This is a genomic window from Anaerosporobacter sp. (genome assembly GCF_031551385.1).
Taxonomy (GTDB): Bacteria; Bacillota; Clostridia; order Lachnospirales; family Lachnospiraceae; genus Anaerosporobacter.
Genome location: NZ_JAVBNS010000108.1, coordinates 44,679 through 61,463 on the forward strand (window position 1 = coordinate 44,679; position 16,785 = coordinate 61,463).

The 16,785-nt window shown below is 35.6% G+C and carries 15 protein-coding genes and 1 riboswitch; all 15 genes read left to right on the plus strand.

The genetic code is table 11. The features are described from left to right. Positions 1-198 precede the first annotated feature (198 nt). Complete coding sequence (locus RMR19_RS09890; protein ID WP_310603332.1) at positions 199-1,605, plus strand: ATP-binding protein; 1,407 nt, start codon at positions 199-201, stop codon at positions 1,603-1,605. Between the two features lie 24 nt (positions 1,606-1,629). Further along, the gene (locus tag RMR19_RS09895) at positions 1,630-2,688 is read left to right on the plus strand and encodes an HD domain-containing phosphohydrolase (RefSeq protein ID WP_310603333.1); all 1,059 of its coding nucleotides are present in this window, start codon (positions 1,630-1,632) and stop codon (positions 2,686-2,688) included. Positions 2,689-2,731: 43 nt separating this feature from the next. Further along, positions 2,732-3,532 carry a CheR family methyltransferase gene (locus tag RMR19_RS09900; RefSeq protein WP_310603334.1) on the plus strand — a complete coding sequence of 267 codons (801 nt, stop codon included), beginning with the start codon at positions 2,732-2,734 and terminating at the stop codon, positions 3,530-3,532. 15 nt (positions 3,533-3,547) lie between these two features. Further along, positions 3,548-4,567 (plus strand): protein-glutamate methylesterase/protein-glutamine glutaminase, encoded by a 1,020-nt coding sequence (locus tag RMR19_RS09905; RefSeq protein WP_310603335.1) that lies wholly within the window; start codon positions 3,548-3,550, stop codon positions 4,565-4,567. A gap of 39 nt (positions 4,568-4,606) precedes the next feature. Then, a complete protein-coding gene (locus tag RMR19_RS09910) occupies positions 4,607-5,002 on the plus strand; it encodes a response regulator transcription factor (protein ID WP_310603336.1) in 396 nt (131 codons plus the stop codon). A gap of 46 nt (positions 5,003-5,048) precedes the next feature. After that, the gene (locus tag RMR19_RS09915; protein WP_310603337.1) at positions 5,049-7,178 is read left to right on the plus strand and encodes a chemotaxis protein CheA; all 2,130 of its coding nucleotides are present in this window, start codon (positions 5,049-5,051) and stop codon (positions 7,176-7,178) included. A gap of 18 nt (positions 7,179-7,196) precedes the next feature. Beyond that, entirely contained in the window at positions 7,197-7,709 is a 513-nt protein-coding gene (locus tag RMR19_RS09920) for a chemotaxis protein CheW (RefSeq protein WP_310603338.1), read from the plus strand. Positions 7,710-7,724: 15 nt separating this feature from the next. Next, complete coding sequence (locus RMR19_RS09925) at positions 7,725-9,095, plus strand: methyl-accepting chemotaxis protein (RefSeq protein ID WP_310603339.1); 1,371 nt, start codon at positions 7,725-7,727, stop codon at positions 9,093-9,095. A gap of 203 nt (positions 9,096-9,298) precedes the next feature. Beyond that, a riboswitch (cobalamin riboswitch) is annotated at positions 9,299-9,485 on the plus strand. A 198-nt stretch (positions 9,486-9,683) separates the two neighbouring features. Beyond that, positions 9,684-10,115: a bifunctional adenosylcobinamide kinase/adenosylcobinamide-phosphate guanylyltransferase gene (locus RMR19_RS09930; RefSeq protein ID WP_310603340.1), complete on the plus strand. Its 432-nt coding sequence runs from the start codon at positions 9,684-9,686 to the stop codon at positions 10,113-10,115. A 108-nt stretch (positions 10,116-10,223) separates the two neighbouring features. Continuing rightward, positions 10,224-10,826, plus strand: a complete 603-nt coding sequence (locus RMR19_RS09935; protein ID WP_310603341.1) for a histidine phosphatase family protein — start codon at positions 10,224-10,226, stop codon at positions 10,824-10,826. A gap of 23 nt (positions 10,827-10,849) precedes the next feature. Continuing rightward, the gene (cbiB, locus tag RMR19_RS09940; protein WP_310603342.1) at positions 10,850-11,821 is read left to right on the plus strand and encodes an adenosylcobinamide-phosphate synthase CbiB; all 972 of its coding nucleotides are present in this window, start codon (positions 10,850-10,852) and stop codon (positions 11,819-11,821) included. Between the two features lie 156 nt (positions 11,822-11,977). Beyond that, the gene (locus tag RMR19_RS09945) at positions 11,978-13,039 is read left to right on the plus strand and encodes a pyridoxal phosphate-dependent aminotransferase (RefSeq protein ID WP_310603343.1); all 1,062 of its coding nucleotides are present in this window, start codon (positions 11,978-11,980) and stop codon (positions 13,037-13,039) included. Positions 13,040-13,477: 438 nt separating this feature from the next. After that, complete coding sequence (locus RMR19_RS09950; RefSeq protein ID WP_310603344.1) at positions 13,478-14,995, plus strand: cobyric acid synthase; 1,518 nt, start codon at positions 13,478-13,480, stop codon at positions 14,993-14,995. Between the two features lie 155 nt (positions 14,996-15,150). Continuing rightward, on the plus strand, positions 15,151-15,771 hold the full coding sequence (locus RMR19_RS09955) for a precorrin-8X methylmutase (protein WP_331654700.1): 621 nt from the start codon (positions 15,151-15,153) through the stop codon (positions 15,769-15,771). A 78-nt stretch (positions 15,772-15,849) separates the two neighbouring features. Beyond that, the coding region (hemA, locus tag RMR19_RS09960) for a glutamyl-tRNA reductase (RefSeq protein ID WP_310603345.1) at positions 15,850-16,785 on the plus strand (936 nt) is incomplete at its 3' end.

Below are 16,785 nucleotides of genomic sequence, written 5' to 3' on the forward strand. Positions count from 1 at the left end.
TTTTTGTTTATTCGATGTGGAAGTGGAAATATTGAGAAAAAGCAAGGAAAAAACAAAATAAGAGAAAAACAAAACAAGAAAAAAGAGAAACAAGAAAAAACAAAACAAAAAAACAATAAATGTCGCACAATTGTTGAAAAAAATCGCAAAGAATGATACAATAAAAAAGGTTATAAAGAATGATGGAGGTACAGCATTATGAATGAATTTTTTAAAATGAATCTATGTATCACCATTGTTTTTGATGATGATGGTAAGGTTACATATTTAAACAATATGGCGGAAAAAGAATTGGGATATGACATGTTGAGTAACGATGAAAGTATTTTTATCCAAGATATTTTCAACGATATGAAGGGAAAATCAATTTCTGGATTTGTCGTACCGAATGAGATGAGAGATTTTGAAATTTTTGTTTATAGAAAAAATAAAACATGTTTTCCTGCAAAGGTACGTTTTGTTAAGTTAGAGTCAGGTGATTTCATAAATGTAGCAATGGCGATTAATGTTTATGATGAAAATGAGACCAAAAGGATTTTGGAAAAAACAGAATCTGACATGGAGAACCTGTATCAGAAGCAAAAAGAATTTGTAGCTAATATAACACATGAATTAAGGACACCAGTGAATGGAATTAAAGCACATGTAAAAAATCTTCTCATGCAGGATTGCTTACAAGATAATAGAAAGACATTGGCGATTATTGAACAGTGTTGTATAAATATGGGGAATATTATTAATGATATTTTGGATTTTTCTAAGCTGGAGGCTGGAAAATTCACGATAGATACCAAACCATTTCATATTCGAGGTGCAATAAAACATGTCATAGATACAAGTATTACTGTTGCAAATGAAAAAGGAATAAGGCTGATGGCAACAATATCAGATGATATTCCAGAAGTGGTAATCGGAGATGAATTGCGTTTTATTCAGATTTTAAACAATTTAGTTTCCAATGCAGTAAAGTTCACAGATATAGGATATGTAAAAATTGAAGTGTATAAGACATTACAGTTAAAGAGTGAGATGGAATTGTCATTTTTCGTTATAGATACTGGAATAGGAATAGGTAAAGAGGCACAAGACAAACTGTTTAAAAACTTTTCACAAGTTGATTCATCATCTACAAGAAAATACGGTGGGACAGGACTTGGACTTGCAGTAAGCAAACAATTAGTTGAGTTAATGCGAGGGAACATTGGCGTTATAAGTGAGAAGGGGAAAGGAAGTACATTCACCTTTTCGGCAGTTTTAGGGTGTGAACAGGATTCGTTTGAAGATAAAGACATTGGAATTAGAAAAGAAATAGAAATTACACAAAACGAAACAATGGAAGAAATATACATATATGGAAGTGAGCAAAATCAAGAAGGCATTAAGATGAATGTAGAAAAATTAATTATCAGTGTTGAGATGGATGCATGGGATAAAGCAGAAATGTTTGCTGATAATTTAAAACGTCTCTTTGAAGGAGGAAAAAGAGAAGATAAAAGTATCCTATTCAAATTGCTGATGGCAGTGAGAAAAGAAGACTATACAAAGACCGTAGATTTATTGAAACAAATATGTGGAATAAGTGGTTTAGAAGAGATTCGCATCTAAGATTTAAGAGCGGGAGGGAATACGATGAAGCCATTAATATTAGTCGTTGATGATATCAAAATGAATACCGCTTTGTTAGCAGACATGATAGAAGATATGGGATATTTGGCTGATTGTGCCAATAGTGTTGATGAAGCAATCGTAAAGATGGAAAAAAGACTTCCGAGTGTAATTATCTCAGATATTATTATGCCAGAGAAAAATGGGTATCAATTTTGTGAGATGATTAAGAAAAATCCATACACAAGACATATCCCGGTTATATTTATATCAGCAGCAGATAATATAGAGTATAAGCAGAAAGCATTCGAAGTAGGTGCAGCTGATTTTGTGTCAAAGCCTTATGAGTTTACAGAGATTTCAATTCGAATCAATAACCAGCTTAGAATATACAATATGCAAAAAGAGTTGGAGTGCAATAATCGAAGGCTTAATACGGTGATAAGTGAACAGAGTGAAAAGATAGAACAAGAACGAAAAAATATATTGAAAGCATTAGCCATATTAGTTGAAAACCATAAATCGATTAGTAATGACAATAATTTGGAGAATATTTCATACAATTCAAGGCTGCTTGCCCAAGGTTTGAATTTTTCTCAAAAATATGAGAATAAAATATCGGGAACATTTATTGAGAGTATCGGGATTTCAGCAACGATACATGATATCGGTATGATTACAATACCAAAAGAAATACTCATTAAGCCAACGAGTTTGAGTGAGAAAGAGAAAGAAATGGTAAAGTCACATACAATTGCTGGTGCTGAAGTAATACAACAGATCTATCCATCCTATGAAGATAATGAATTTGTTCAGATGTCAATCGATATTATTAAGAATCATCATGAATGGTGGGATGGAAGTGGTTATCCGAATCAATTAAAAGGTGAAGATATTCCATTGTCAGCAAGAATCGTTTCGATCGTAAATATATATGATAAGCTGGTTACTGAACGGCCATATCGACCAGCCATAACGCAGAAAGAAGCAATACAGTATATAAATGATAATGCTGGCAAGATTTATGACCCATATATTGTTGATGTATTTAATAAGTTAGTAAAGAGAATGAAAGTAAGCTAAGGATAAAAAATAAAATCAATTATAATGATTTAGAGGAAAATAAATGACAGATATCGAATTTATGAAGGTGCGCGAACATGTGTATCAAAAGTGGGGAATTGATTTACAAGGAAAAAAAAGATTACTTGAAGGCAGAATGGAAAATTACCTAAGAACAAATGGATACAGCAGTTGTAGTGAATATATGCAGGATCTTGAAATGGATTTTACTGGTAATAAGACAAAAGATTTAATCGATTTGGTTACTACGAATCATACATACTTTATGAGAGAATTTGAACAAATGCAATATTTTAAAGATATTGTACTGCCGCAGATTGTTGAATCAAATCGTTCTACCCATGATCTGCGACTATGGTGTGGTGCAGCATCTACGGGTGAGGAACCATACATGATAGCAATGCTTATTAAAGAATTTTTTGGAATTGAGTATGGTCAATGGGATACCACACTCCTTGCAACCGATATTTCACAAACGGTGTTGCAGACAGCGATTGATGGAAGGTATAAAAGAGAACAATTAGAGAATATTCCTGAATCGTGGAAAAGAAGTAACTTTACACAGGTTGATGAAAATGTCTTTGAGGTTGCTCCGCAGATAAAACAAGCTGTACTTTTTAGGGCATTTAATTTAATGGATCCATTGCCATTTAAACAGAGATTACATGCAGTATTTTTAAGAAATGTTATGATTTACTTTGATACAGATACTAAGCGGAATCTTATTAAGAGAATATATGATGTAATGGAGCCAGGTGGGTATTTGTTTATCGGAGCAACAGAGGCAATTGACAAGGATTATACAGATTTTCAATATGTAAAACCATCGATATTTAGAAAATAAAAAGGGTACGTGTGTATGAGAAAAATAAAAGTTTTGATTGTAGAAGATTCCTTAGTATTTAGAGAATTACTTGTAAAAACATTGAACTTAGACCCTGTAATTGAGGTAGTGGCAGTTGCGAATGATCCATATGAGGCAAGAGACTTAATCATAACATATGAACCAGATGTAATGACACTTGATGTAGAGCTTCCGCGAATGAATGGAATAGAATTTCTTAGGAAATTAATGCCGCAGTATCCAATCCCAACCGTTGTTATTAGTGCAGTAAATGAAAAAGTTTTTGAGGCATTAAGCGCAGGTGCGGTAGAGTTTGTTAATAAACCATCAGGGCTGAATGCATCGCAATTATCAGAATTCATGCAAAATGAATTGGTAACTAAGATTAAAATTGCGTCAACGGTGGATGTGAGTAATCTGAAACGACCGCGGAGTGATATTGCACAGAATCTTAAGAATCTATCAAATTCTAATATGATTATTGCAATAGGTGCATCCACAGGAGGCACAGAAGCAATCTTTGAAGTAGTGAAGCAATTTGATGTAGATATACCAGGTGTTGTTATTGTACAGCATATGCCGCCAGGGTTTACGGAAATGTATGCTGATAGATTGAATCGGCAATGTAGAGTTCACGTAAAAGAAGCAAAAACAGGGGATATCATTACACGGGGAACAGTATTAATAGCACCTGGTAATGCACATCTGAAACTTGTGAAAATAAATGGAATATATCAGGTTGAATGCAGAACGGGTTACACAGTAAATGGTCATTGTCCATCGATAGATGTATTGTTTGAATCAGTTGCTAAAGTCGCTGGAAGGAATGCGATAGGCGTAATTCTCACTGGTATGGGGGCAGATGGCGCCAAAGGTCTTCTTGAGATGAGAAAGGCAGGGGCTTCAACAATCGGTCAGGATGAAAACAGTTCTGTTGTTTATGGTATGCCCAAGGAGGCATATCTGCTAGGAGCTGTTGAGTATCAGCTTAATATAAATCAAATAGCAAAAAAAATATATAATTTGCTGAAATGATATTAGGTTTTACACAAATTTTAGAAGAGAGGTAAGAAGATGAAGATACTTATAGTAGAAGATGATTATGCAAGTAGAAAAGCAATTCAGAAATTTTTGGAGAAGTATGGAGAATGTGATATTACTGTTGATGGTATGGAAGCGGTAGATGCATTTATGATCGCCGTCGAGGAAGATGAACCATATGATTTGATATGCCTGGATGTTATGATGCCGATCATGGATGGTTATCAAGTATTAAAGATGGTGCGCGATATAGAAAAGGAAAAGGGAATAGAAGAAAATAAGGCTGTAAAAATCATTATGATGACGGCTTTAAATGAGGAGAAGAATGTAACAAAAGCATTTGAAATGGGCTGTACCGTATATTGTGCAAAACCGCTGGATTTAGATAAGGTTGAAAATGTACTAAAAAAATTAAAACTAGTAAAGTAAACCTATATAAATAGATAATTCTCTATAACAGGAAGGAGGAAAAGGAATGGCAGAAGAATTTAACACAGAAGGCATGTTAGATATGTATCTGTATGAAAATAGACAGCTATTAGAACAATTGGAAGCAACTATGCTAGAAAAGAAAGATGATGATAAATTTGATGATGTTACTATTGGCGAATTTTTCAGAGTAATGCATACCATCAAGGGTTCTTCAGGAATTATGATGTTTGATGATATCACTAAGATTGCTCACAAATTGGAAGATGTTTTCTATTACTTAAGAGAAACGCAACCTGATAATGTCCCACAATTAGAATTAGTGGATTATATTTTCAAAGTGGCAGATTTTATATCTGGAGAATTTGACAAAATAGGAAATGGGGATGCACCAGACGGTTCTTCAGAACAATTGATAAAACAGATTGAGGACTTCTTAGTAAAAATTAAAAGTAATATGAGTGAAAGTGGTGTTGAATTACCCCCTGAAAATAAGTATGTAGAGCCGGAACAGTTTTATATAGCTCCGGTAGCTGTGCAGTCGAGCAAATATTACTATATCATTATGAATTATAGAAAAGATACAGATATGGTAAATATAAGAGCCTATACGGCTACCTATTCATTGAAAGAGATTGCTGAAGAATTATTTTATGAACCACAGGATATTGTGTCCGATGAAAAATGTGGAGAAATCATACTGGCAGAAGGCTTTAAAATGTTTTTGCAGACAAAGAGCAGTATAGAAGAAGTTAAAAGTCTAATTGACGGTTCCGGTGTAGAATCCATTGATATGCATGAATGTACAAAGGAAGAGTTTGAACATGGTTTTGAAATAGAACCAGCAAAAATTATTATTGATTTGGATTCTGACGTTGAAACAATCGAGAATAACCAGAAAATAAAAGACGAAGCGGCAAAGAGTAAAGAACCAGAACCAGGTGACTATGTTATTAAGTCAAAGGAACCAGGTAAACCAAAACAGCTTGCTAAAAACACACAGGCGAAACCGGAGCAGCAATCATTTATAAGTGTAAATATAAAGAAGATGGATGAATTGATGGATTTGATTGGTGAAATTGTAATTGCTCAATCAGTAGTATTACAGAACCAAGATTTGAAAGTTCCAGGACTTAATCTTTCTAATTTTCAAAAAGCGGCAGCCCAGCTTACAAAATTTACATCAGAATTGCAGGATGTGATTATGTCAATGAGGATGGTTTCTCTTACCAATACATTTCAGAAGATGAACAGAGTCGTGTTTGATATTTACAGAAAATTAGGCAAACAGATTGATATGCAGATGATTGGAGCGGATACGGAAGTTGATAAAAATATTATTGAACGTATTTCTGATCCATTAATGCACCTTATCAGGAATTCAGTAGATCACGGTATTGAGACGCCAGAAGAAAGGGTTCGTAAAGGCAAAAGTGAAAGAGGTACGATTGTTCTTGAAGCCAAAAATGAGGGCGGTAAAGTATTTATATCAGTAAGAGATGATGGTAATGGATTAAATGCTTCTAAGTTATACAATAAGGCTAAGAAAAATGGCTTGCTTGGTGATAAACTAGAAAGTGATTTTACGAAGAAGGAAATGTATCAATTTATTACATACCCAGGGTTTTCTACCAAGGAAGAAGTAACCGAATATTCTGGAAGAGGCGTGGGAATGGATGTTGTAGTAAAAAACATTCAGGAAGTAGGAGGTGTGCTTGATATTGACAGCGAAGAAGGTAACGGTAGTGTTATGATATTAAAGATACCGCTTACCCTTGCTATCATAAATGGTATCGTTATGACGGTTGGTAACTCTACATTCGTAGTTGAAACCAGTGCTGTAAAAGAAATAATGAGCGTAAAAGAAGAGAATTTGATACATGAACCAAATGGCGAAGAATTTGTAATGGTTCGTGGAGAATGTTTACCAGTCGTTCGATTAGAAGAGCGTTATGGTATATCAAATGCATCAACGGATATACATTCCGGCATTATGATTATTTTAGAACATGAAGGACAAAAGTTGGGAATGTTTGTAGATAAGATGCTTGGTGAACAGGAGATAGTTGTAAAACCAATACCTAGTTACATAAAAAAAATAAAAGGACTTTCCGGATGTACACAGCTTGGAGATGGAAGAATTGCTCTAATAATTGATACAGGTGGATTGTTTTAAATGAAAGGAGAAGAGTGAATGACAGAACAAATGGAAATGCTTGAAGAAGATACACAAAAAGGGAAGTATATGACCTTCAAGTCAGGAAATGAATATTTTGGAATAGAATTGAAATACATATGTGAAATAATTCAAATTCAAAATATCACAGAAGTTCCGGAGACAGAGGATTACATAAAAGGTCTTATTAATCTTCGCGGTAAAATAATTCCTGTAATTGATGTACGATTAAGGTTTAAGCAAGAGGTCATAGAATATGATGATAGAACTTGTATTATTATCATAAATGTAAAATCAACAATGGTTGGATTAATAGTAGAAAAGATAGAAGATGTCGTTACGATTGATGAAGGGGCAATCACTCCACCACCATCTTTATCCTCTGCAAATGGAAAAAATAAATATGTATATGGACTTGGAAGAGTTAGGGATAAAGTGAAATTGCTGTTAGACCCTGAAAAAATTCTTAATGATGAAGAACTAGAAATGTTTGAAGATTTATCAAATGAAAATATTATGGAAGAAAATTAGTGGAGGTATTTCAGTATGAATAGTGGAAAAATTGTTAATAGAGTTAGAGCAAGCTATTTTATTATGTGTAGTATTGTTGTTTTTATAGGTGGCTATGCAACGTATATGATGCAACAAGCAGATTTGCTGTCAACAGCAGAATTTGATCAATTTACAGTTGCGATGTGGGTAATTGGAGTGCTAACAATATTTGGTATCATTACGGCGGCGGTTTCTTTTGTGAAAATCTCAAAGGGAATTAGACTTCCGTTAAATAATCTTGTCGAAGCTTCTAAAAAAATGGCACTTGGAGATATGGATATTACGCTTACAAAGTTTGCGAATGATGAACTTGGAGAATTAACGGATGAATTTGAATTGATGATTAAGAGCACAAAAGAGCATGTTCAAATTGCACAACAAATAGCAGCAGGCGATCTATCGATGGATGTAAAACCAAGATCAGAAGCAGATGCTTTAGGTAATGCAATTGCAAAATTAGTGAATGAGAATAATAAGATGCTTAGTAATATTAGAGAGTCAAGTATGCAACTTACCACAGGGGCGAATCAGGTGGCAAGTGCAAGTCAAAATCTTGCTCAAGGCTCAACAGAGCAAGCAAGTGCGATTGAACAGGTAACAGCTTCCATGACTGATATTGCAAGAAAAACAGGTGAAAATGCAACACAGGCAACCACAGCAGATGATTTGGTTATGAATGTAAAAAATCATGCAATAAAAAGCAATGAAGAAATGAAAAATATGATTATGGCGATGGAAGACATTAATGTTTCTTCACACAGCATTTCAAAAGTTATCAAAGTTATCGATGATATTGCTTTCCAGACTAATATTTTAGCTTTAAATGCTACCGTAGAAGCTGCAAGAGCAGGAGTTCATGGAAAAGGATTTGCAGTAGTTGCAGAAGAAGTGAAAAACCTTGCCGAAAAGAGTGCTACAGCAGCTAGTGAAACAGCGGATTTAATACAGTCTTCTATTGTAAAAGTAGAAAGTGGATCAAAGCTTGCTAATCAGACCGCAGAAGCATTAAATGCGATTGTAAAGGCTGTTGGAGAAGTTGCAGAATTAATAGATGGAATTGCGAAATCATCGAATGATCAAGCAACCGGCATCTCACAGATTAATCAGGCAATCTCACAAGTTTCACAAGTTGTTCAGAATAACTCTGCAACAAGTGAAGAATGTGCAGCAGCAAGTGAAGAACTTTCAGAACAGGCACAAGTACTTAGAAGCTTGATTGTAAATTATAAATTAAAAGAAAGTGGATACTTCATGCATGCTCCGATAGAGAATACTTCATCTTCATTTGTAAATAATAATGGATATAGAAGAGCAAATCAAAATGAGAGGATCATATCTTTGAGTGATGATTTCGGAAAATATTAAAATAAAGTCTTAAAGATAAAATGATATGGAGATATAACAGCAGCGATGGTAACGCCATTTTCTGCTGTTTTCTTTATTTTTCTTTCAGACACGCCCTAGTATCAATTAGGTTGACAAGGGTATATTTTGTATTTCAGAATTAATATGTAGTGTCATATATTGACACATAGATATGCACATGTTACCCTAGTTAAGTAAATTCAATATAGTTTTTATCTTTAGGATTATTCGTGGATTTTTTCATGAATGGGGAAGCAGGTTAGAATCCTGCGCAGTACCCGCTGCTGTATGGGAATAGGAGTGCTTCATTATGTCACTGTGAGGAATGGGAAGGCGAAGCACTGCGATTGATGCCCAAGCCAGAACACCCGACTGAAGATGAATTTGCAAGGTTACGGGGATATAACCAGGTAGTTAATTAGAGAGCAAGGAATGAAACAATACCTCCTCTCTTTCTTTTCGTACCTGTTGTTGTGTCTTAAAGGTAAGAAAATGAAAGAGAAGGAGTTTTTTTATGTCTAAAAATCAGAAATGTCTATTTAGGGCATCTATTTTGGTTGCAATTGCTTGTGGAGTAGGGAGAATATAATGAAGCTAATAATAGGGGGCGTGGCACAAGGAAAGCTTGCCATTGCAAAACAATTGTGTGAGAGTGGATATAGAACTGAGAGTGCATGTAGTACGAATATTGCATTAGATGTGAATAGAGTGCTAACAATAGTAGATGAGAACTTTGATTCCATTGAAGAATTATACACAGCAAATATAATCAATCACTTTCATCTTATAATCAGGAGATTATTAATAGAAAATATAGAACTTGAGCATATTACAGAACAGATAGTGAAAAAGAATCCAGCAGTGATCATTGTATCAACAGAGATTGGATATGGAATTGTTCCAATGGATTCGTTTGAAAGAGAATATAGAGAACGTACAGGACGTATCTGTTGTAAGATTGTAGAAGGAGCAGAAGAAGTATATCGAGTGGTGTGTGGAATTGCAACAAAGATGAAGTGACAATGTTGAAGAAAATAAAAGGAAAGGACTCGTGCGGCTCATTAATTCTTTCAACTATACTTATGCGAGCAGTGTCACAAGCAAATATGTGATATGCATGATAGAAAGATGAAGATTTATCTAATACGACATTCTATAACACAGGGAAACAAACGACGAGCCTATATAGGTGCTACAGACGAAACTCTTTGCGAAGAGGGAATGGAACTACTCAAAAACCGTAACTATCCCCAAATTGAGAAGTTAGTAGCAAGCCCTATGAAACGCTGTATTCAAACCGCAAAGTGCATCTACCCAAATAAAGATGTTCATACCATTGATAATCTGAGAGAGTGTGATTTCGGAGCATTTGAAGGAATGACATATGAACAGTTAAAGGAAAATGCTGACTATCAAGAATGGATTGCAAAGGACGGAAAAATTCCATTTCCAAAGGGCGAAGACCAGATGGAATTTCGTAAACGATGTATTCAAGGTTTCGATGAAGCAGTTGCATACTTTCATGAGAATAACGTATCCTGTGGAGCGATGGTTGTTCATGGTGGAACGATAATGGCAATTTTAGAAGCCTATGCTAGACCAGAGGAGGACTTCTATTATTGGAAAGTTGAGAATGGGGAAGGGTATGAAGTTGATGTAGATGAGGAAGAATGGTTTAAAGAGACGGAATTGAGAGAGGGACATTATGTCAGAGTGATTACGTCTATTTAAACAGAGTTAGAAAGGGAAAGAGTATGAAATACAGTATCTATGTATGCCTCATAGGATTTATCTTAGATTTAATAATTGGTGATCCACATTGGCTTTACCATCCGATTCGATTAATCGGGAAATTAATCACATATACGGAAAAGATGGTTCGAAGATGTTTTCCAAAGACAAAGTCAGGAGAACGAATTGCAGGCATTGTACTAGCGATAATCGTAATGTTTGTATCAACAGGAATTCCATTAGGGATACTAGTTGTTTGCTATAAGGTAAATAGTTATCTAGGAATCGTGATAGAAAGTATTTTCTGCTATCAGCTATTGGCAACAAAGTCTCTCAAAGTAGAGAGTATGAAAGTGTATAAAGAATTAAAGACAGGTGATATAGAGAAAGCAAGATATGCAGTATCTATGATTGTGGGAAGGGATACGAAGAGTCTTGATGCGATTGGAATTACAAAGGCAGCAGTAGAGACAGTGGCAGAGAATACGTCTGATGGGAGTATAGCACCACTTATTGCAATTATAATCGGAGGTGCGCCCCTTGGTTTTCTATATAAATCCATCAATACAATGGATTCCATGATTGGATATAAGAATGAGAAATATAGTAACCTAGGAAGGTTTGCAGCAAAACTTGACGATGTTGTAAATTATATTCCTGCAAGATTTTCTGCATATATGATGATTGTAAGTGCATTTATACTTAGAATGGACGGAAAAAATGCGTATAAAATCTATCGACGTGACCGCTATAAACATGCAAGTCCCAATTCCGCTCATACGGAATCTGTCTGCGCAGGAGCACTTCGCATACAATTAGCAGGAGATGCCTATTATTTTGGAAAGCTTCACAAGAAGGAGTACATAGGAGATTGTCTTAGAGAAGTTGAAATAGAAGATATTGTGAGAGCAAATCGTTTGCTGTATATGTGTGCAATCTTGTCGTTTGCACTTTTATTGGGAGTCAAGCTTGTTATTATAATGTGTATTATGTGAAAGAATGCGTCGTTTGTAACGGCTTAACGGGTGAAAACTTAGAGGTAGTAGAGTTGAATCATTACGTTTTTGAATAAAATATGTTTTTGAGTGAAATACCAGACTAATGAAAAGGGTTTACAAGCACTCTCAAGAAGAAAGGTATGGTTATTATCTATGATAAATGTACACGGAGGAGATATCTACAATATCAAAGTTAAACACGATTTTTCTGCAAATATAAATCCTCTTGGCATTCCAAGTGAAGTATTAGAAGCGATAAGTACAAGTTTACGAGATATTGTAAATTACCCAGATGTAAATTGTAGTAAACTACGAAATGCATTATCATCAAAACTACATATTCCACAACAGTATTTTTATATTGGAAATGGAGCAGCAGATGCGCTATTTACACTTGCATTAGCGAAGAAGCCTAAGACAGCATTATTAGTCAGCCCAACATTTGCAGAATATGAGCAAGCACTGAAATCGGTTGATTGCAAGATTAGTTATTATGAATTACAGGATTCCAATGGATTCGCCATAACAGAGGATTACATAACAGCTCTTTCGCCAAATTTGGATATGATTATTCTATGCAATCCGAACAATCCAGTAGGCAATACCATCTCGCATGAAGTTGTATTACATATTTTGAAACGTTGTTTCGAGCTTAATATCACAGTAGTTGTAGATGAGTGTTTCAATGATTTTTTGAAAAACCCCGAATACCATACGTTGTTAGAAGCGTTAGATAGGTATAACAATCTTGTAATATTGCAAGCATTTACAAAGATGTATGCAATGCCAGGGTTACGACTAGGTTATCTAATGACAGCAAATCAACAATTAATAACGAAGATGCAGGAAGTAAGTCAACCTTGGTCGGTATCCACTCTAGCACAAGTTGCAGGAGTGGTAGCAGTAAAGCAGGAAGACTATGTATCTAAAACAAGGGAGTATGTAGAGAAAGAACGAGAATTTCTCTGTAAGGCATTATTTGATATGGGGATTCGATATTTTGAACCAGAGGCAAACTATATATTATTTTACGATGCAATAGATTGGTATAAAGAACTATTGGAAGAAGGAATATTAATACGGGATTGTAGTAATTATAGAGGTCTGTCAAAGGGATACTATCGGATTGCAGTTCGTACTAGAGAGGAAAATGAAGTATTGATTGAGGTAATGAGAAGGATTAAAAGCGTAAGAAATTATATAGGAATATCATAGCGGTAATATATCAGTTAGGGTCAAGAGAGACTTGTATGACCTTTTGACTCTTGTATCAATATATTGAGTTAATTATACTTTGTTTTCAAGCTTTTTAGATACAGAGATATAAACAGGCACTTGCGAAACTCTCAATATACTTGACTGCTTCTTGCTTACCGTATGCGGACTAAAAAACGATAGCGGAACATCTTAGTACTTCTTGGTGTATACTATACAACCTAGGAAGGCGAGGCAAGGACGCCGAGCCAGCCTTCGCTGAGGCATGGATGCCGAATCGAAGGCGTTTCCGTAACGTTGGAACATCGTATCCGTATACACCTAGAAGTACTTAGATGTGTAGCGTGTTTTGTGTCAGCGTATGGTAAGCAAGAAGCTTGAATACATAAAAAGAGTTTCGTAAGTGCCGTACATATACATAAAAACAGGAGGAAGACAATGGCGAAATCAATTATGATTCAAGGGACAATGTCGAATGCAGGAAAGAGTATCTTAGCAGGGGGGCTATGCCGTGTATTTGCACAAGATGGATATAGAGTAGCACCATTCAAATCACAGAATATGGCGTTGAATTCCTTTATAACGAAGGAAGGGCTAGAGATGGGACGAGCGCAAGTAATGCAGGCAGAAGCGGCAAAGGTTACGCCATCTGTTCTTATGAATCCAATCTTATTAAAGCCAACAAATGATACCGGCTCACAAGTTATTGTAAATGGGGAAGTTATCGGGACAATGTCTGCAAGAGAATATTTTGCATGTAAGAAGAAGTTTATCCCAGCGATACTAGATGCCTATCATACGCTAGAGAAGGGACACGATATTATTGTAATTGAAGGAGCAGGAAGTCCAGCAGAGATTAATCTCAAGAGCGAAGATATTGTGAATATGGGAATGGCAAAGATGGCAAATGCACCAGTATTACTAGTGGGTGATATTGATCGTGGTGGAGTGTTTGCACAATTGCTAGGTACAATTCTACTTCTTGAAGAGGAAGAACGTGCGATGGTAAAAGGTCTGATTATAAATAAATTTCGTGGGGATAAGACAATTCTTGACCCAGGGTTACGCATGATTGAAGAAAAAATCGGAATTCCAGTTCGTGGAGTCATACCATATTGTCATTTGGATATTGATGATGAAGATAGTTTATCAGAGCGATTTACAAAGAAAACGACGACAGGACTTATTGATATTGCAGTAATACGTTTACCTAGGATTTCTAATTTTACAGATTTCAATCCATTTGAATATGTGGAAGAGGTATCACTACGTTATGTTAAAACACCTAATGAATTAATGAATCCAGATATGATTATTATTCCGGGTACAAAGAATACGATTGAAGATTTACTATGGCTTCGTGAGACTGGTTTAGAAGCAAAGATTCTACAACATGTAGCAAGAGGGAAAGTGATATTCGGTGTGTGTGGAGGCTACCAGATGTTAGGGAATAAGGTTGCAGACCCTGACAATATGGAGACAAATCAAGTAGGAACAAAGACTGTGAATGGATTAGGATTGCTTCCGATTGATACGGTATTTCAAACAGAGAAGACAAGGACACGAGTACGTGGAACATTTACAAATGTAGAAGGGACTTTACGCAATCTCTCAGGAGTAGAATTCGAAGGATATGAGATTCATATAGGGGAAACCAATTCGCAAGGAATGCCATTAACAAACTTGACGGATATAACGAATAATGGTAACGTGAAAGAAGACGGTAGCAATGTAGGTAATGTATATGGAACCTACGTGCATGGAATATTCGATATGTCTGGTGTAGTAAATGTGATAGTACAAGCATTATTAAAGCAAAAAGGCTATGATACAACAAACGTTCAGGCGTTAGATATAGAAGCATATAAAGACACGCAATACAATCTGCTTGCAGATGCGATTCGTGAGAATCTTGATATGGAAGCAATTTACCGAATTATTGAGCAAGGGGTCTAAATTGAAAAAATATTTTCAATTTTCTATTTAGGCAGTTTCACAAGCAATGCTTGTGAAACTGCAGGGGTTTAGTGTGGAAAATCAAGATTTTTCAAATGCAACTTTGTGCTTACGACCCAAAGTTTGCAGGCTATTAGAAAGGCATGGTTATTAGAATGAGATTAGAACAAGTTCTACCAACAGAGATAGAGAAACGAAGTTTTGAGATAATTACAGAGGAATTGCAAGGAAGAACATTTCCAGAGGAACAAGAGCTGATTATAAAGAGAGTAATTCATACAACTGCGGATTTTGAATATGCAGATAATTTAATGTTTTCGGAGAATGCTGTAGAGAAAGCGATGGAAGCAATAAAAGCAGGCGCATGTATTGTCACAGATACGCAGATGGTGAAGGCGGGAATCAATAAGAAATCACTTGCCAAACATGGTGGTGAGGTGTATTGTTTTATGGCAGATGATGATGTGGCGGCAGAAGCAAAAGAACTAGGCACAACAAGAGCAACCGCAAGTATGAACAAGGCAGCTAGATTGGAGAAAGACGTAATATTTGCAATTGGAAATGCGCCAACAGCGTTAGTGCATCTATATGAACTAATCAACGAGCATAGGATTACACCAAAACTAATAATAGGTGTTCCTGTAGGCTTTGTTAATGTAGTTCAGTCGAAAGAATTGATTATGCAGACGGATATTCCTTATATCGTAGCAAAGGGAAGAAAAGGCGGTAGCAATGTTGCCGCGGCAATCTGTAATGCATTACTATATAAGATATAGGATAACTGTGCATAAGAGTAACTTGAAGGACATAGCCCTGAGTGTTACTATAAATAACGAGAGATAGGGGGAGTCAGCATGGACATTCAAATGGTGGGAATTGACCATAGCAAGGCTTCAATTGAATATAGAGAACAGGTTAGTTTTACATATCATGAAGCGACAACAGCAATGAATCAGATTATGCAGTGGTATCCAGAAGAGATAACAGGTTGTATATTGCTATCAACTTGTAATCGGACAGAATTATACATTAGCTGTGAAGATGAAGGGATAGAACCTTATGAGATTTTATGTCGCATTAAAGGAATCGACCCCGCACAATATCAGGATTTGAATACACAAAGAAGAGGAAAAGCAGTGGTCGAGCATCTGTTTTTATTGGCGTGTGGCTTGAAATCAAAAGTATTTGGAGAAGACCAGATTATTACGCAAGTAAAAGATGCATTAGCAAATGCAAGAGAAGCAGAAACAACAGATATTGTACTAGAGAAATTATTTCAAATGGCAATTACAGCGGCAAAGAAAGTGAAGGCAAGTGTACATCTTACAGCCGTAAATGCATCTGTTGTTGAAAATATGATTGCAGTACTAACAAAAGAGTTTAGTACGATAGAAGGATTGCCTTGTTTGGTCATTGGTAATGGTGAAATCGGTAGATTGGCAGCAACACGCTTACTACAATCGAATGCAAAAGTTACTATGACATTACGTCAATATAAGAGTAGAGAAGTTAATATTCCTCTAGGAGTTCATTGTATTGATTATCAAGAACGATATGAAGTGTTGCCAAATATGTCAATTGTAGTAAGTGCAACAACAAGCCCACATCATACAATTCGTTATGAAGATGCCTATGAAATACTTGATGATGGAAAGAAGAGAGTTTTGATTGATATGGCAGTTCCACGAGATATTTCAAGAAGATTATCGGAATTAGAGAATATACAGGTTTACAATATTGATAGTTTAGGTGGAGTATCGACGGAGACGATTAATAACCAATCAGTTGCA